This window comes from Streptomyces sp. CBMA29 (assembly GCF_014596445.1).
Lineage (GTDB): Bacteria > Actinomycetota > Actinomycetes > Streptomycetales > Streptomycetaceae > Actinacidiphila.
In genome coordinates this window covers 12,678-28,863 of sequence record NZ_MECL01000024.1, presented here as the reverse complement: position 1 = coordinate 28,863, position 16,186 = coordinate 12,678, and the positions used below count along the sequence as shown (strand labels likewise).

The window sequence follows — 16,186 nt, the reverse complement described above, 5'->3', positions numbered from 1 at the left end:
ACCTGCGCCGTTGTGGGACGCAACGGTATCAAGCGGGCAACGGAAGTTCGAACCAGACGACCTTCCCGACCGCCTTCCTGCTGGTGCCCCAGCGCCGCGACAGATTCGACACCAGCGCCAGCCCGCGCCCCTGCTCGTCGTCCGCGTCCGCGCGTTGCAGTTGGGGCAGATTGTGGTTGTCGTCGCTCACCTCGACCAGCAGCTTCCCGACCCGCATCAGCCGTAGCTCGACCTCGTACGAGGCGGCCCGGATCGCGTTGGTGACCAGCTCGCTGACCAGCAACTCCGTGGTGTCGCTGAGGCGTTCGAGGCCCCACGCGACGAGCTGGCGGCGGGTCAGGTCGCGGGCGGTGGCGACCTCGGCGTGGTCGAGCCGCAGCGTCCACTCGGCCACGTCCCGCGACGCGATGCCCTCGAACCGGGCGACGAGCAGCGCCACATCGTCCCTGCGGTCCTCCGAGTGCAGGCGCGCGAGGATCTGCGCGCAGACGTCCTCGGGGGTCTGCTCCGGCTCGATGACGGTGGCGCACAGCGCGGCGAGCCCCGCGTCTATGCCCTGGCCGCGCACCTCGACGAGGCCGTCCGTGCACAGCACCAGCCAACTGCCGTCGGGCACCGGGATCTCCACCGTCTCGAACGGCACCCCGCCGACGCCGATCGGCGCGCCGCCGGGGATCTCCAGCAGTTCGCCGCGCCCGTCGTACCCGACCAGAACCGGCGGGATGTGACCGGCGTTGGCGAGCGTGAGACTGCGGTGGATCGGGTCGTAGACGGCGTAGACGCAGGTGGCGAGGTGTTCGGTGCCAAGCCGGTGCGCGAGGTTGTCCAGGTGTCGCAGCAACTGGGCGGGCGGCAGGTCGAGGGCGGCCATGGTGATGACCGCCGTACGGAACTGGCCCATCACGGCCGCGGCCTGCAAGCCGTGCCCCATCACGTCGCCGACGATCAACGCCACGCGCCCGCCGGGCAGTTGGATGGCGTCGAACCAGTCGCCGCCGACCTGGGCCTGCCGGTCCCCCGGCATGTAGTGGTGCGCGATCCGGACGCCGGGAATCCGCGGCGGCCGGGTGGGCATCATCGAGCGTTGCAGCGTGGCGGCGGCGCGCGATTCCTGGCGGTGCAGGCGGGCGTTGTCGATGTGGACGGCGCCGCGCGCGACGACCTCGGTGGCGGTGGCGGCGTCCCGCGCGTCGAACGGGCGGCGGCCGGGGCCGCGCAGGAAGCAGACCCGGCCCAGTACGGTGCCGCGCGCGGTGAGCGGCGCCACGATCATGGAGTGTCCTGGCAGCAGCGGGCCGAGCGCCGGCACGCCGAGGTCGAGCGCTATGTCGGGCGCGACCGAGGAGTCCACGACGGGGACGAGGACGTGGTCGCCGAGCCGCGGCACGATCCCGTCGACGGCGAGCGAGAGCAACTCGCCCTCCGGCAGGGCCGTTTCCCACGGTCCCGGCGGGCCCTCGTGGGCGATGGCGACGCGCCGGACGAGCACGGTGGCGGCCGGGCGGTCGTCCTTGGGCGGCTCGGAGTCGGAGAAGAGCTGGTCCACGATCAGGACGGCCGCGAAGTCCGCGAAGCGCGGCACGGTCACCGCGCACAGTTCGCGGGCGGTGGTCTGGAGGTCGAGCGTGGAGCCGACCACCGCGCCGGTCTCGCGCAGCAGCGCCAACTGCTCGTCCAGCGCGGTGCCCGGAAGGGGAGCGCCGTAGGGGCGGCCGAGTACGTGGCCGCCGAGCGGGTGGGCGCCGGACGCGGGGCCGCCGCCGGGTTCCTGTCCGAACGGCGCCTGGCCGAACGGCGCCTGGCCGTAAGGCGGTTGACCGAAGGGCGCTTGACCAGGGGGCGTGCCGAGCGGCTGGACGGACGGCGGGCCGCTGAGGACCGGGGCGAGGCCGGGTGCGAAGCCGGGGGTGGGTCCGGGGGTGAGGCCGGGGTCGGGGTCGGAGGTCAGGGAGGTGAGAGAGGCGAAGGGCACGGCGGTCAGCGACGAGGCGCTGGAACGGTCGCCGGTGGGGGCGTCCTCCGGGCCGGGGCGCGGGCCGGGCAGCAACTCCCTGCGCAGGGAGGGGTCCTGCTGGTCGGCGCGGGCCGCGGCGGCCATGCGGGCGTAGTCGTGCGGGGTGACCGGGAGCCGTGTGCCGCCGTCCACTTCGAGCGCCGGGGGACCGAGCGGCGCGATCTGGCGGACGAGCCGGTCGAGCCGTCCCGCGCTGACGCCGGGCAGTACGGTGCCCAGCCGTGCCGTGAGAGCCAGCGCCTGCGCCGGGTCGGCGACGCTGCCCAGGACGGCGGCCACCGAGATGTCCTGACGCTGTGGGCCTTCCACGGTGTAGGGGAGTAAACGACCGCCGAGCGCGATCCGCAGGCCGCCCGTGCGCAGCGGCTTCGCGTGCGTCGCGATGGCCAGCAGGCTGCGTCCGCCCGGCTCGGCGACGCGGTACGCCCACCACAGGACGTCCTTCAGCGCGCCGTCCCGGTCGGTGGCCGCGAGCGCGCCCGCCCACGCGGGCTGCGTGAGGTCGTCCAGCAGGTCGAGGGTGTCCTGGTGCGGCGAGGACGAGGTGTGCGCCGCGCCCGCGGCGGACCGGGCGGGCGTCAGCAGCCCCGAGGCCCGGTGGCCGAAGACGTAGTCCCAGCGGTGCCCGAACAGCTCCTCCGCACCGCGGTTCCAGTACGAGATCCGGCCGTCGGGGTCGACGCAGAGGACGGCGAGGCGTAGGAGGGCGGCCACGCCGGTGAGGCCGTCGCCGAGGGGGCTCCGGCCGTTGGGGCTCGTACCGTTCTGACCCGTACCGTCCGGGCTCGTACCGTTCTGACCCGCACCGTTCTGACCCGTACCCGTGCGGTCGTCGATGATCGTACGGACACTCGTCGTATCAACGCTTCCCGTATCGACGTTCTCCGTACCGGCCCTGTCCGTGGCGACGTCCTCCGTCGTGGTGGTCGTGCCGGTGCCGCCGGTCGGTGGCGGGTGGCCGGGCCGCGTGGGCTGTGCGGTGTCCTGGCGCGCCTCGGCTGCCTGTGCCGACGGGTCGGCCCCGTCTTCCGGGCGCTCCGGATGCTCCGGGTGCTCGTGGAGGTCCTGCTGTTCGCGCTGTTCGTAGCGGGCGGAGCGGTCCGTCCGGTGTTCTGCGTCGCTGGCTGCGGGCTGCCGGGTGATCTCGTCCAACGTCGTGCACCTGCGGTTCGGCGCTGAGTAGGGTCCTGGCGTCAAGGCAAGCACGAAACCCTGTGCGGGGTCGACCTATTGGCCGGATTACCCCCAGCGGTGGGGATTTGGCGTCCGTCCGTTGACGTGGGCGGTGGGGAGGGAGACCAGTGGATTCGAGAGTGCCGCATGTGGCGGGATTCGCGCGATGGCCGCACGGGGCGTCGCCGAAGCGGGCGGGGAAGGCGCTGCGGGAGAAGGTGCCGCGCGCCGCGCACGGCCGACCGACCTCCGGTATGCGGCGCGACACGGCGGACGTCGTCCCGGCGGTGGCCGGTGCGCTCGCGGCGGCCGTCCCCCGGACCTCGGCCGCGCTCCAGGCCGTCCACGACTCCAACGAGGGCCGGATACCCGAGCTGATACCGCTGCGCGTCGGCCGTATGGCGGCGAGCCCCTTCGCCTTCCTGCGCGGGTCCGCCGGGCTGATGGCCGCCGACCTCGCCGACAGCCCGGTGACCGGTGTCGGCGCGCAGATCTGCGGTGATGCGCACGCCGCGAATTTCGGCCTCTACGGTGACGCCCGCGGGCGTCTCGTCATGGACATCAACGACTTCGACGAGACCGTCGTCGGCCCCTGGGAGTGGGACGTCAAGCGGCTCGCGGCCTCGCTGGTGCTGGCCGGACGGGAGGCGGGCGCGGCCGAGGACGTGTGCCGGGCGGCGGCGTACGGCGCGGTGGGCGCGTACCGGCGGACGATGCGGCTGCTGGCGAAGCTGCCCGTGCTCGACGCGTGGAACGCCATCGCCGACGAGGAACTGGTCACCCACGCCGACGCCCGCGACCTGCTCGGCACGATCGAGCGGGTCGCGGCGAAGGCCATGGGCAACACCAGCGCCAGATTCGCGGCGCGGGCCACGGCGGCCATGGACGGCGGCGGTCGCCGCTTCACCGACGCGCCGCCTGTGCTGCGCCGGGTCGCGGACCGCGAGGCGACGGCGGTCGCGGGCGCCCTGGACGGCTACCTGCGGACGGTCGGCGAGGACCGGCTGCCGCTGCTCGCCCGTTACGCCGTCCACGACGTGGCCTTCCGCGTCGTCGGCACCGGAAGCGTCGGCACCCGCTCGTACGTGGTGCTGCTCCTGGACCACCTGGGGGAGCCGCTGGTGCTCCAGATCAAGGAGGCCAGGGCGTCGGCGCTGCTGCCGTACGTGGCCAAGGCCGGATTTCCGGCCGATCCGGTGGGGCACGAGGGCCGCAGGGTGGTGCTGGGCCAGAAACGTATGCAGGTGGTCAGCGACTTTCTGCTGGGGTGGACGGAGGTGGACGAGAAGCCGTATCAGGTGCGGCAGTTCAGGAACCGCAAGGGCAGCGTCGATCCCGCTGAGCTGGAGCCTGGTCTGCTCGACGACTACGGGCGGATGACCGGCGCCCTGCTGGCCAGGGCGCACGCCCACAGCGCCGACCCCCGGCTGATCGCGGGCTACTGCGGCAAGGGCGAGGCGCTGGACGAGGCCGTCGCGGACTTCGCCGTCGGCTACGCGGACCGTACGGAGGCGGACCACGCGGAGCTGCTGGCGGCGGTCAGGTCGGGGCGGCTGCCGGCGGAGCTGGGGGTGTAGGGCGGGGGTGCGGCGGGGTGTTCGGGCGGCGTGCGGGCGGGGCGGCGGGGTGTGCGGGCGGGGCGGCGCGGCGTGCGCCCATACGCGGGCGGGCGCGCGGGTCGGTGCAGGTGGGCGGGGCGACGTGGCGTGATCCGTTCGGGCAGGCGCTCCCGCCCCCCGCGGCCCCGCGAAGATCGACCGGACAGGGCCTAGGCTGTCCGGGTGACGAACAGCTCAGGAACCGAGTCCTCCGCCTCTTCCGCCACCTTCGCCGGACCCTCCGAGCCCGGCTCGCAGGATCGGCTGGCGAAGGCGGTACGCGCGGCTGAGCAGGCGTTGATCGAATTCGAGATCGCGGTCGAGACCTTCCGGGTCGAGGTGGAGAACTTCTCCCGGCTGCACCACCAGCGGCTCGGCCCGATGTACGCGCGACTGGACGAGCTGGACGCGCTGGTCGCGGAGGCCGTCGCCGCCCACAGCGGTGAGCGGGAGGACATCGAGCGCGCCTGGGAGGCCAGGGCGCTGGTGATGCCGATGCCGGGCGTCGAGGAGCTGTTCGGCGGGCTGCTCGGTACGGACGGGGTACGGCCGGTCGACGACCCGAACCCGCCGCGCCGCGTCCGCCCAGGCAAGGAGGCGCAGCGCCTCTACCGCGAGCTGGCCCGCAAGGCGCACCCCGACCTCGCCCAGGACGAGAAGGAGAAGGAGCGCCGCAGCGCCTTCATCGCCCGCGTCAACGAGGCGTACGCCTACGCCGACGAGGACACGCTGCGCGCCCTGTCCGCGGAGTGGGACGCCGGTCCCGTCGCGGACGAAGAGCTGCCGAACGAGGCCGAGGTCCTCTACGCCCGGCTGGAATGGCTGGCCGAACGCAAGGAGAAGCTGGCCGCCATCGCCGTCGAGCTGGACGAGAGCGCCATCGGCCAGATGATGAAGCTCTCCCCCGACGACCCCGACGCCCTCCTCAACGAGATCGCCGAACAGCTCCTGACCCAGGTCGCCCAACGCGAGGCCCGCCTGGCGGAACTGGTCCGCGACTCCGAATAGCGCCCTGCGGGCGGCTTGCACGACCCGAGCCTCTGCCCGGATGCCGCCGCGGCGGGCCTGGGCCCGGTGCCGGCTCTGGGGGACCCCGGGGGCCCGGGGGGAATCGGGCGGGGCGGGGGGTGGTTGGGGGCTGAGGTAGGTTTTTTGGGTCAGCCAGTGATCTGGTGAGCCAAGTGAGCGGGCCGCGGTTTCGCGGGCCGCGATTCCGAGCCTGATTCCGTGCCCAGGAGGCCGCGTCCGATGTTCCGCTCTGAGCTGCCCGCGGTGGATGCCGCCGCCGTACCGGCCGACGCGATCCTGCTGGACGTGCGGGAGAACGAGGAATGGGCGGCCGGTCACGCCGAGGGCGCCGTGCACATCCCGATGGGCGAGGTCGTCTCGCGGATCGGTGAGGTGCCGGAGGGCGCCCGGGTGCACGTGGTCTGCCGCGTCGGCGGTCGCTCCGCCCAGGTCGCGCAGTACCTGATCGCCCAGGGCGTGGACGCGGTGAACGTCAGCGGCGGCATGCTCGACTGGGAGGCCGCCGGCCGCCCGGTGGTGGACGGCAACGGCAGCGACGGCTTCGTCCTCTAGGGACAACGCGGCCCAGCACCCCCGCAGGGGCTATGTCGTCAGCGGATGGGCGGCGATCAGGTCGCCCAACGCCTCCTCGTGGGCCGCGGCCGGACCGAGCGCCAGCTCCCACTGCTTGGCCCACGCGTGGTACCGGTGCAGCGGATAGTCGGTGTCGGCGCCGAATCCGCCGTGCAGGTGCTGCGCGGTCTGTACGACCCTGCGGACGCCCTCGGCCGCCCAGATCTTCGCCACCGCCACATCACCCGCGACCGGCAGGGGTCCGGGCGCCGAGGTGCTGAGCCGCCAGGCCGCCTGCCACAAGGTGGCCTCCATCGCCCGCAGGTCGATGTAGCGGTCGGCGGACTGCACCGCGACCGCCTGGAACGTGGCGATCGGATACCCGAACTGCTGCCGCTTCGAGGCGTACGCACTGGTCATCCCCAGCACCGCCTCCCCGAGCCCGAGCGCCAGCGCGCACGTGCCGACGGTCAGCGTCTGCCGCAGCCACTCCCAGGCGCCGTCCGCGTCCAGTACGTCCGTCGCGGGCACCCGCACTCCGTCCAGCGTGACCTCGGCGAACCGCTCGCCGCTGGTGGAGACCTGCTCCGCCAGCGCCACCCCGTCCGCGTCCAGGGGAACGACGGCCACCACCGCCGCGCCGTCCGCCGTGTGCGCGGGCACCAGCACCAGGTCGCAGCTCTGCGCCCACGGCACCCCGGTCTGCACCCCGTCGAGCACCAGGCCGTCGCCGTCTTCCCGCTGTGCCTGAACGGCGAGTTCGGCCCCGTCGTGCCCGCTGCGGCCGTTGGCGGCGACGGTGAGGACGGTCTCGCCGCGACCGGCCGCCGCCAGCAGCCGTTCCCGCAGGGGCGCGGAACCGTATCGCTGGACGGCGAGCGCCCCGGCGCAGCTCTCCAGCAACGGGACCCGCGCCAGCACCCGCCCCGCCTCGCGCAGTACGAGGCAGAGCGCGATGGGGTCGAGCCCCGCCCCGCCGTACGCCTCGTCCAGCGTCAGGCCCAACAGGTCGCCGTCGGCGAGCTTGCGCCACAGGGCGCGGTCGAAGTCCTCGGCGACCGCGCCGGGGGTCAGCGCGGGGCTGGGCACCCCGTCCACCGCCACCCCGGAGAAGACGGACTTCGCCGCCTCGACCGCCGCCAATTGCTCCTCGGTGAAGCCGAAGTCCACGATCCGCTCCTCCCGCCACCAATTCTGACGATGCGTCAGATTAGGGCGGTCAGGCGTCGAAGTCCACCTCGACGACGGAAGTCACCGGGTGCGACTGACAGGCCAGCACATATCCGGCCTCCGTCTCCTCGGGCTCCAGCGCGTAGTTCCGGTCCATCCGCACCTCGCCGCTGACCAGCCGCGTCCGACAGGTCCCGCAGACCCCGCCCTTGCAGGCGTACGGGGCGTCCGACCGGTTGCGCAGCACCGTCTCCAGCACCGACTCCCCTGCCAGGGAAGGCCATTGACCGCCGCGGCCGTCGAGCGTCGCCCGTACGGTGCCGCCGCCGGGTATCGGCTCGGCCGTGGTGACGGCCGCCGGTACCTCGTCCACATGGAAGATCTCCTGGTGAACGCGGGACCGGGGGACACCCAGCGTGCGCAGCGCCCGCTCGGCCGCGCCGACCAGTCCCAGCGGGCCGCACAGATACCAGCCGTCCACCGCCGCCACCGGCGTCAGCGCCGGGAGCAGCGCCGTCAGCCGCTCCGCGTCCAGCCGCCCCGACGGCAGCCCCGCCTGCTGCTCCTCGCGGGACAGCGCGGACACCAGGTGGAAGCGGTCAGGCCAGCGGTCCTTGAGGTCCGCGACCTCTTCGAGGAACATCGTGGACGCCGCCGTACGGTCGCTGCGCACCAGGCAGAAGCTCGCCCCCGGCTCACGCGCCAGCGCGGTGCCGATCTGCGACAGCACCGGTGTGATGCCGCTGCCGCCGACCACCGCGGCGAACCGCCCCGGCCTCGGCTCCAGCACGAACCGTCCCGCGGGTGTCATCACCTCCAGCACATCGCCCGCGGCCAGCTCCTTGAGCGCGTAGGTGGAGAACTCCCCCTGCTCGACCAGCCGCACCCCCACCCGCAGCGTCCGTGGCCCGCTCTCCACACCGTCGCTCCCGAAGCCTTCCTCGGGCAGCACCGGGTCGCACAGCGAATACGTGCGGCGGATCTCCACCCCGTCGGCGAACCGGCGGATCGCTATGTGCTGCCCCGGCGCGTACCGGTACTCCGCGCGCAGTTCCTCGGGGACCTCGAAGGCGATGGTCACCGAGTCGTCCGTGAGCGGGCTGACCTCCGTCACCCGGAGCGGATGGAACATTCACAGCTCCTTGAAGTGGTCGAAGGGCTCGCGGCAGGACTCGCAGCGGCGCAGCGCCTTGCAGGCGGTGGACGAGAACGGGCTGAGCAGCCGGGTGTCGGTGGAGCCGCAGTGCGGGCAGCGCACGGTCAGTTCCACGGCGACGGGTCCGCCGCCCGCCGGTCGCGCGCCGGCCAGCGGGCGCGGCGGCGCCACACCGTGCTCGGCGAGCTTGCGGCGGCCCTCCGTGCTGATCGCGTCGGTCGACCAGGCGGGGGAGAGGACGGTGCGCACCTCGACGTCCGACATGCCGTGCTCGGTCAGCACCTCGGTGATGTCGGTCGCCATCGTGTCCAGCGCCGGGCAGCCCGTCCACGTCGGCGTCAGCTCGACCTCGACCCGGCCGGGCCCGGTGACCCGCAGGTCGCGCAGCACCCCCAGCTCGGCCAGCGAGATCACCGGCAGCTCGGGATCCGGCACGGCGCCGGCCAGCCGCAGCAGCTCCTTCTCCAGCGCGCTCGTCGCCTCGGCGGCGGGCGCGCTCCCGGTCACCATGACGCACCCGGGTGAGCGCGGTGTAGGTGCTGCATCTCGGCGAGCATGCGGCCGAACGCCTCGGTGTGCACACCCTGCCGTCCGGCCCCCGCCGACCACGGTGTCCGGTCGGCGCCCCGGGGTATCTCCAGCGTGGCCCGGTGCAGGATGTCGGTGACGCGCTCCAGCCACGGCTCGCGCAGTGCTGGGAGGTCGGTGCCGAGCCCGTCGAGCGGTTCGAACAGCTCCCCGGTGTAGCGCCACAGGCTGTCCACCGCGCGCTGCGTGCGCCGGTGACTCTCCTCGGTGCCGTCGCCGAGCCGCAGCGTCCAGTGCTCGGCGTGGTCGCGGTGGTAGGCGACCTCCTTCACCGCTTTCGCGGCCAGCGGCGCCAGCTCGCCTTCCCCGGCCGCCAGGGCGGTGAACAGCAGCTCCTGGTGGACGGAGAAGAAGAGCTGCCGGACGATCGTCTCGGCGAAGTCCCCGTTGGGCCGCTCCACGAGCTGCACATTGCGGAATTCGTGCTCCTCGCGGCCGAACGCCAGCTCGTCCTCGTCACCGACCAGCGAGAGCAGGGTGCGGGCCTGTCCCAGCAGGTCGAGCGCGATATTGGTGAGGGCGACATCCTCCTCGAGCACCGGCGCGTTCCCCGCCCACTCCCCCAGCCGCTGGGCGAGCACGAGCGCGTCGTCGCCCAGCGCGAGCGCGGCGGGGGCGGAGACCCGTGCGGGGCGCGTCGTAGTAGCCGGTGCCGGTGCCGATGTTGATGCCGTAGCCAGGGCCGAGGCCGGGCCCGGTGCGGGGTTCGGTGCCGTGTTCACAGGTGCTTCACCCCTTCCGGGATCTCGTAGAACGTCGGGTGCCGGTACGGCTTGTCGGAAGCGGACTCGAAGAACGGGTCCTTCTCGTCGGGGGAGGAGGCGGTGACCGCGGACGACGGCACCACCCAGATGGAGACGCCCTCGGCCCGCCGGGTGTAGAGGTCCCGCGCGTTGCGCAGCGCCATCTCCGCGTCGGGTGCGTGCAGGCTGCCCGCGTGGCTGTGGCTCAGGCCGCGGCGGCTGCGGACGAAGACCTCCCACAGAGGCCAGTCGCCGCCCGTCTGCTCGGTCATGCCCGTGCCTCCCCGTGCTTGGCCGCGTACGCGGTGGCCGCTTCCCGGACCCAGGCGCCGTTGTCGTGTGCGGCGCGGCGCCGGTCGATCCGCTCCTCATTGCACGGCCCGTTGCCGCGCAGAACCTCCTGGAACTCCGTCCAGTCGATCGCCCCGTAGTCGTAGCCGCCCCGCGACTCGTTCCACCGCAGGTCGGGGTCGGGGAGGGTGAGCCCCAGCACCTCGGCCTGCGGGACGCAGATGTCCACGAAGCGCTGCCGCAGCTCGTCGTTGGAGTGCCGCTTGATCTTCCAGGCCATGGACTGGGCGGAGTGCGCGGACTCGTCGTCGGGCGGGCCGAACATCATCAGCGAGGGCCACCACCAGCGGTCCACCGCGTCCTGCGCCATCGCGTGCTGCGCCGGGGTGCCGCGGCTGAGCGTCAGCAACAGCTCGTAGCCCTGCCGCTGGTGGAAGGACTCCTCCTTGCAGATCCGCACCATCGCGCGGGCGTAGGGGCCGTAGGAACAGCGGCACAGCGGCACCTGGTTGGTGATCGCGGCGCCGTCCACCAGCCAGCCGATGGCGCCGACGTCCGCCCAGCTCAGGGTGGGGTAGTTGAAGATCGAGGAGTAGCGCTGGCGGCCCGCGTGCAGCTTGTCGAGCAGCTCCTCGCGGCTGACCCCGAGGGTTTCCGCGGCGCTGTACAGATAGAGCCCGTGCCCGGCCTCGTCCTGCACCTTGGCCATCAGGATCGCCTTGCGGCGCAGCGAGGGCGCGCGGCTGATCCAGTTGGCCTCCGGCTGCATCCCGATGATTTCGGAGTGGGCGTGCTGGGCCATCTGGCGGACGAGGGTGGCGCGGTAGCCGTCCGGCATCCAGTCGCGCGGCTCGATCCTGGCGTCCTCGGCCACCGCGGCGTCGAACGCGGCCAGGAAGGCGTCCTGCCCTGCCGCCACCGCCTCCCCTGCGGTCGCCGCCGGCTCTGCCGTCGTCGTCATGCGGACCCCTCCTTTGTTATCACTGTCATCACCGTCATCGGCTCCATCGGACGACCGGCCGGCCGACTCCTCAACCGACCGACCGATCGTTCGGTTCATTCCATGGTCGGTGGCGGGCCGAAGGGTGTCAAGGCCACCCCCCACGCCTGTGGATAACTCGGTAAGGTCCCCGCCGGGACCTGCGGTGAGTAGCGTGCTGCCCGGCAGGCGTGCGTGCCCGGCACGGGTGAGAGCGGAGAGACGATGGAGTCATTCGAGGGGCCGCCGCCCCGGACCGCGGCGCTGTCCACGCCCGCGCGCATAGCCGTCGCCCTGGCGATCGGCGCGGTCGTCGTGGGCGCGCTGTACCACCTCGGCATGGTGTTCCTGCACGTCGCGCCCTCGAACACGCTCAGCAGGGAGCACGGCGCGGCGGTCGACGACTACGTCTATCCGGAGTTCGAGCAGAACTGGAAGCTGTTCGCGCCCGACCCGCTGCAACAGAACATCCATGTGCAGGCCCGCGCCGAGGTCCGCAAGCCCGACGGCAGTCTCTCCACCACCGGCTGGGTCGACCTCACCGCGATGGACGTCGCCGCGATGCGGCACAACCCCGCCCCCAGCCACACCCAGCAGAACGAGCTGCGCCGCGCCTGGAGCTTCTACACCGACACCCATGACGACAAGGAGCAGCCCACCGGCGGTGACCGCAGCGACATGAGCCGTACGTATCTCCAGCGGATTCTGCAGGAGCGTTTCGGCCCGCGGCTCAACGGCGGTGACGTCGTCCGCTTGCAGGCGCGTTCCGCCACCACCGCGGTCCCGCCGCCGTCGGGCAACGGACAGCAGACCAGCACCCAGCCCTACTACCGGGAACTGCCCTGGTGGCCGGTCACCACCGCGCCCGCCGGTCAGGAGAACGCATCGTGAGCGCGCGCGACTCCTTCGTCCCCTCGCCGTTCGCCGGGCTCGGCAAAGGTCTCGACCGCGCCGTCGGGCGCGGTGTCAACGCCATCACCGGCCGGGCCATCGGCCCGTACCAGAGCGCGATCATCCGGATCGGCTTCTCGCTGACCTGGCTGCTGTTCCTGCTGCGCGAATTCCCGCACCGCGCCGAGCTGTACGGCCCCGACGCGCCCTGGAGCTGGGACCTCGCCAAGCGGCTGGTCGCCGGGAACCACGCCTTCACCGTGCTGCTGTGGAACGACGGCCGCGCCTGGTTCGAGTGCGTCTACGCCTTCGCGATCGTCGCCAGCGCGATGCTCCTCCTGGGCTGGCGGACCCGTACCGCGTCGGTGTTCTTCATGATCGGCGTGCTGTCGCTCCAGAACCGCAGCGTCTTCGAGGGCGACGGCGGCGACAACGTGATCCACCTGATGGCGATCTACCTCGTCTTCACCCGCTGCGGCCAGGTCTGGTCGCTCGACCGGCGCCGCGCGGCCCGCGGGGAGGCGGCCGAGGCGCGTGCCGGACTGCCACCCGTTTCCGTGTCCGACGCGGAGCCGGGCGCCGATCCGGTCGGCGTCGCCCTGTGGGCGGTGTTCGGCTTCGCGCTCGTGGCGGCGACCCTGTTCGGCAAGCTCAGCACCGAATGGGCCGTGCTGTTCTGGCTGTTCTGGCTGGTCCAGGCGCTGTGGTGGGCGGTGCGGCGGGTCGCGCCCGGCGAGCCGCGCACCGTGCTCGACATCATCGCCAATGTCATCCACAACGGCGCGATGCTCGTGATCGTCGCCGAGGTCTGCCTGATCTACTCCACCGCGGGCTGGTACAAGATCCAGGGCAGCCGCTGGCAGGACGGCACCGCGCTCTACTACCCGCTCCATCTGGACGACTTCACCCCCTGGCCCGCCCTGTCGCACACCCTGGCGGGCAACGAGCTGATGGTCATGCTCATCACCTACGGCACGGTCATCGTCCAGGTCGCCTTCCCCTTCACCCTGTTCAACCGCCGGGTGAAGAACGTGCTGCTGGCCGCGATGATGCTGGAGCACGCCTCGATCGCCATCGTGCTCGGCCTGCCCTTCTTCTCGCTCGCGATGATCGCCGCCGACGCGGTGTTCCTGCCGACGGGCTTCCTGGTCTGGGCCGGGGACCGGCTCGTACGGCGGCTGCGGCCGGGCGCCGCGCGGCCGACGCCTGTGCTCCACGGGCAGCGCACCGCCGCGGACGGCGGGTCCGCCGAGCCGGGGGAACCGGCCGTGGGACCGCCACCGCCCAGCGCCGTGACATGACGTGATCGGGCTGGCGAGCCGCACCGTACGCTGAGGCCATGACCGAGGACGAGGCCGCCCACCGACCCGCCGCCGCAGCCGAACCCGACCCGGCGACCGAGGCCGCTCAGGCGGCCGAAGCCGATGCGGCCACCAGGAGCGACGCGGCCGCGGTCCTCGCCTGGCAGGCCGCCGCGCCGGACGCGGTGCTGCTCGACGGTTTCCACGCCCTCAAGCACGCGCTGCGCTTCGGTGCCCGTGTGCGCACCGCGGTCAGCAGCGACAAGGAGGCCGTGCTGCGCCTCGCGGCGGAGCTGGCCCCCGACCTGGCTGAGGAGTTGGCGGCGCGCGTCACCGAGATCCCCGCCGCGGCGCTGCGCGGGCTGGTGACGCGGGTGCACCCCACCGCGGTGGCCGCGCTCGCCGACCGGCGCGACCGGGCGGCCAACCTGGCGCTGCTGGCCGAACGGCCCCGGCAGGCACCGGTCGTCGTCCTGGACAGCCCGCGCAATCTCGGCAACGTCGGGGCCGTGATCCGGCTGGCGGCCGGATTCGGCGTCACCGGTGTGGTCAGCACCGGCGATCTCGACCCCTGGCACCCCAACGCCCTGCGCGCGGGAGCCGGGCTGCACTACGCGACCGCGGTGGAACGTACGGCCGCCGACGCGCTGCCGCCGGGACCGCTGTACGTCCTGGACCCGGAGGGCAAGGACATCCGCTCCGTCGAACTCCCCGACGACGCGCTCATCGTCTTCGGCTCGGAGCGGCACGGCGTCTGCGACGAACTGCGCGGACGCGCCGCCGAGTTGGTCGCGCTGCCGATGCGTCCGCAGGTCTCCAGCTACAACCTGGCCACCAGCGTCGGCATGGCGCTCTTCCACTGGGCGGCCACGTCCCGCTCGCCGCGGGTGCCCGGCCGCCCCTGAACCCCGCGATCAGGCGGGCCGCCGCACCTCCACCATCCGGAAGCGGCTCGCGACGAACGCGCCGTCGCACAGGGCCGCGTTGGCCGCCGGATTGCCGCCGGAGCCGTGGAAGTCGGAGAAGGCGGCCGTCTGGTTGACGTACACACCGCCGGTCAGATTGAGCGAGAGCTGCGCGCACTCCTCCCAGCAGACCTCCTCCAGGCCGCGCTCCACCTCGGCGGAGGTGGTGTAGCCGCCGACCGTCATCGCGCCCTTGTCGCGGACGGTACGGCGCAGCAGCTCCAGCGCGTCGGCGGTCGAGTCCACGGCCACGGCGAAGGCGACCGGGCCGAAGCACTCCGACAGATAGGCCGCCTCGGCGTCCGGCTTGGCGCCGTCGAGCTTCACCAGCACCGGGGTGCGGACGACCGCGTCGGGGAAGTCCGGGTGGGTCACCGAGCGGGAGGCGAGGGCGACTTCGCCCATTCCGGGGGCGGCGTCGAGCCGTGCCTTGACGTCTGGATTCACCAGGGCGCCGAGCAGCGCGTTGGCCCGCGCGTCGTCGCCGAGCAGTCCGTCGACCGCGCCCGCGATGTCGGAGACCACCTCGTCGTACGTCCGCCGTCCCGCGTCGGTGTCGATGCCGTCGCGCGGGATCAGCAGATTCTGCGGGGTGGTGCACATCTGGCCGCTGTAGAGGGACAGCGAGAAGGCGAGGTTGGAGAGCATGCCGCGGTAGTCGTCGGTGGAGTCGATCACCACGGTGTTGACGCCGGCCTTCTCGGTGAAGACCTGCGCCTGGCGGGCGTTGGCCTCCAGCCAGTCGCCGAAGGCGGTGGAGCCGGTGTAGTCGATGACCCGGACCTCGGGGCGCAGCGCCAGGGTCTTGGCCAGGCCCTCGCCGGGCCGCTCGACGGCCAGGCAGACCAGGTCGGGGGAGAAGCCCGCCTCGGCCAGCACCTCGCGCGCCACCCGTACGGTCAGGGCCAGCGGCAGCGCGGCGCGCGGGTGCGGCTTGACCAGCACCGCGTTGCCGGTGGCCAGGGAGGCGAAGAGCCCCGGGTAGCCGTTCCACGTGGGGAAGGTGTTGCAGCCGATCACCAGGCCGATGCCGCGCGGCACCGCGGTGAAGGACTTCCGCAGATTGAGCGGGTCGCGCCTGCCCTGCGGCTTGATCCACTCCGCGGTCTCCGGGGTGCGGACCTGCTCCACGTACGCGTACGCCACCGCTTCGAGGCCGCGGTCCTGCGCGTGCGGGCCGCCCGCCTGGAAGGACATCGTGAACGCCTGCCCGGAGGTGTGCATCACGGCGTGCGCGAACTCGTGCGTCCGCGCGTTGATCCGCGCCAGGATCTCCAGGCACACCATCGCGCGCGCCTCGGCTCCCGTGTCCCGCCAGGCGGGCATCGCGGCGCGCATCGCGGGCAGCAGCACGTCCGGATCGGGGTGCGGGTACTCCACGCCGAGGTCCGGGCCGTACGGGGAGCGCTCGGCGCCCGTCCAGCCGTCCGTGCCGGGCTGGTCCAGCTCGAAGCGGTGGCCGAGCAGCGCGTCGAAGGCGGCCTTGCCCTCGTCGGCGTCGGCGTACGCCTTCGGGTGCTCGGGGTAGGGCGACCAGTACGCCCGGGTCCTGACGGCATCGAGCGCCTTGTCAAGCGTGTCACGATGGCGTTCGATCAAGGTCACGGCGGAGACAGTGGCGGACATGGCGGACCAACTCCTCGTCGAGCTGGGCTGAGTAGCAGAGACAACGCTAGATTAACCGAATGTTCGGTCGGGACAAGAGGGACGTCCCGGCCTGTGGATAACTCGGAAAG

The 16,186-nt window shown here is 72.8% G+C and carries 14 protein-coding genes; 6 read left to right on the top strand and 8 right to left on the bottom strand.

The window, feature by feature from the left end; translation table 11 throughout:
• Window positions 1-28: 28 nt before the first annotated feature.
• On the bottom strand, window positions 29-3,166 hold the full coding sequence (locus BGM09_RS03530; RefSeq protein ID WP_223186254.1) for a SpoIIE family protein phosphatase: 3,138 nt from the start codon (window positions 3,164-3,166) through the stop codon (window positions 29-31).
• Window positions 3,167-3,315: 149 nt separating this feature from the next.
• Between BGM09_RS03530 and BGM09_RS03525 the strand changes: the two genes are divergently transcribed.
• From BGM09_RS03525 to BGM09_RS03515, 3 genes are all read left to right on the top strand, one after another.
• On the top strand, window positions 3,316-4,764 hold the full coding sequence (locus BGM09_RS03525) for a DUF2252 domain-containing protein (protein ID WP_188279889.1): 1,449 nt from the start codon (window positions 3,316-3,318) through the stop codon (window positions 4,762-4,764).
• Between the two features lie 204 nt (window positions 4,765-4,968).
• A complete protein-coding gene (locus BGM09_RS03520; protein WP_188279888.1) occupies window positions 4,969-5,793 on the top strand; it encodes a hypothetical protein in 825 nt (274 codons plus the stop codon).
• Between the two features lie 240 nt (window positions 5,794-6,033).
• On the top strand, window positions 6,034-6,366 hold the full coding sequence (locus BGM09_RS03515) for a rhodanese-like domain-containing protein (RefSeq protein ID WP_188279887.1): 333 nt from the start codon (window positions 6,034-6,036) through the stop codon (window positions 6,364-6,366).
• Between the two features lie 30 nt (window positions 6,367-6,396).
• Here BGM09_RS03515 and BGM09_RS03510 read toward each other — a convergent pair whose 3' ends face one another.
• Genes BGM09_RS03510 through paaA form a run of 6 tightly spaced genes read right to left on the bottom strand, consistent with a single transcriptional unit; the run spans window position 6,397 to window position 11,275 of the window.
• Complete coding sequence (locus BGM09_RS03510) at window positions 6,397-7,536, bottom strand: acyl-CoA dehydrogenase family protein (protein ID WP_188279886.1); 1,140 nt, start codon at window positions 7,534-7,536, stop codon at window positions 6,397-6,399.
• Window positions 7,537-7,585: 49 nt separating this feature from the next.
• A complete protein-coding gene (locus BGM09_RS03505) occupies window positions 7,586-8,668 on the bottom strand; it encodes a 2Fe-2S iron-sulfur cluster-binding protein (RefSeq protein ID WP_188279885.1) in 1,083 nt (360 codons plus the stop codon).
• The gene (gene paaD, locus BGM09_RS03500; protein ID WP_188279884.1) at window positions 8,669-9,202 is read right to left on the bottom strand and encodes a 1,2-phenylacetyl-CoA epoxidase subunit PaaD; all 534 of its coding nucleotides are present in this window, start codon (window positions 9,200-9,202) and stop codon (window positions 8,669-8,671) included. It abuts the gene before it with no gap.
• The gene (paaC, locus tag BGM09_RS03495) at window positions 9,196-10,002 is read right to left on the bottom strand and encodes a 1,2-phenylacetyl-CoA epoxidase subunit PaaC (protein WP_411158250.1); all 807 of its coding nucleotides are present in this window, start codon (window positions 10,000-10,002) and stop codon (window positions 9,196-9,198) included. The genes paaD and paaC overlap by 7 nt, the downstream gene beginning before the upstream one ends.
• A complete protein-coding gene (gene paaB / locus BGM09_RS03490; RefSeq protein ID WP_188279883.1) occupies window positions 9,999-10,295 on the bottom strand; it encodes a 1,2-phenylacetyl-CoA epoxidase subunit PaaB in 297 nt (98 codons plus the stop codon). Before paaB ends, paaC begins: the two co-directional genes overlap by 4 nt.
• The gene (gene paaA / locus BGM09_RS03485) at window positions 10,292-11,275 is read right to left on the bottom strand and encodes a 1,2-phenylacetyl-CoA epoxidase subunit PaaA (RefSeq protein ID WP_188279882.1); all 984 of its coding nucleotides are present in this window, start codon (window positions 11,273-11,275) and stop codon (window positions 10,292-10,294) included. The genes paaB and paaA overlap by 4 nt, the downstream gene beginning before the upstream one ends.
• A gap of 243 nt (window positions 11,276-11,518) precedes the next feature.
• Here paaA and BGM09_RS03480 point away from each other — a divergent pair, with 243 nt between their 5' ends.
• Genes BGM09_RS03480 through BGM09_RS03470 form a run of 3 tightly spaced genes read left to right on the top strand, consistent with a single transcriptional unit; the run spans window position 11,519 to window position 14,390 of the window.
• Window positions 11,519-12,184 carry a DUF5819 family protein gene (locus BGM09_RS03480; protein WP_188279881.1) on the top strand — a complete coding sequence of 222 codons (666 nt, stop codon included), beginning with the start codon at window positions 11,519-11,521 and terminating at the stop codon, window positions 12,182-12,184.
• The gene (locus tag BGM09_RS03475; RefSeq protein WP_411158249.1) at window positions 12,181-13,485 is read left to right on the top strand and encodes an HTTM domain-containing protein; all 1,305 of its coding nucleotides are present in this window, start codon (window positions 12,181-12,183) and stop codon (window positions 13,483-13,485) included. The genes BGM09_RS03480 and BGM09_RS03475 overlap by 4 nt, the downstream gene beginning before the upstream one ends.
• 38 nt (window positions 13,486-13,523) lie before the next feature.
• Window positions 13,524-14,390: a TrmH family RNA methyltransferase gene (locus BGM09_RS03470; protein ID WP_188279880.1), complete on the top strand. Its 867-nt coding sequence runs from the start codon at window positions 13,524-13,526 to the stop codon at window positions 14,388-14,390.
• A 9-nt stretch (window positions 14,391-14,399) separates the two neighbouring features.
• Here BGM09_RS03470 and paaN read toward each other — a convergent pair whose 3' ends face one another.
• Window positions 14,400-16,076, bottom strand: coding sequence for a phenylacetic acid degradation protein PaaN (paaN, locus tag BGM09_RS03465; protein ID WP_188279879.1), 1,677 nt, complete (start codon window positions 16,074-16,076; stop codon window positions 14,400-14,402).
• Window positions 16,077-16,186 lie beyond the last annotated feature (110 nt).

Excerpts from the sequence above, each read along its gene's own strand:
- paaN (WP_188279879.1), bottom strand. The coding sequence starts at position 16,076 with ATGTCCGCCACTGTCTCCGCCGTGACCTTGATCGAACGCCATCGTGAC.
- BGM09_RS03505 (WP_188279885.1), bottom strand. The coding sequence starts at position 8,668 with ATGTTCCATCCGCTCCGGGTGACGGAGGTCAGCCCGCTCACGGACGAC.
- BGM09_RS03515 (WP_188279887.1), top strand. The coding sequence starts at position 6,034 with ATGTTCCGCTCTGAGCTGCCCGCGGTGGATGCCGCCGCCGTACCGGCC.
- BGM09_RS03470 (WP_188279880.1), top strand. The coding sequence starts at position 13,524 with ATGACCGAGGACGAGGCCGCCCACCGACCCGCCGCCGCAGCCGAACCC.
- paaA (WP_188279882.1), bottom strand. The coding sequence starts at position 11,275 with ATGACGACGACGGCAGAGCCGGCGGCGACCGCAGGGGAGGCGGTGGCG.
- paaB (WP_188279883.1), bottom strand. The coding sequence starts at position 10,295 with ATGACCGAGCAGACGGGCGGCGACTGGCCTCTGTGGGAGGTCTTCGTC.
- paaD (WP_188279884.1), bottom strand. The coding sequence starts at position 9,202 with ATGGTGACCGGGAGCGCGCCCGCCGCCGAGGCGACGAGCGCGCTGGAG.
- BGM09_RS03480 (WP_188279881.1), top strand. The coding sequence starts at position 11,519 with ATGGAGTCATTCGAGGGGCCGCCGCCCCGGACCGCGGCGCTGTCCACG.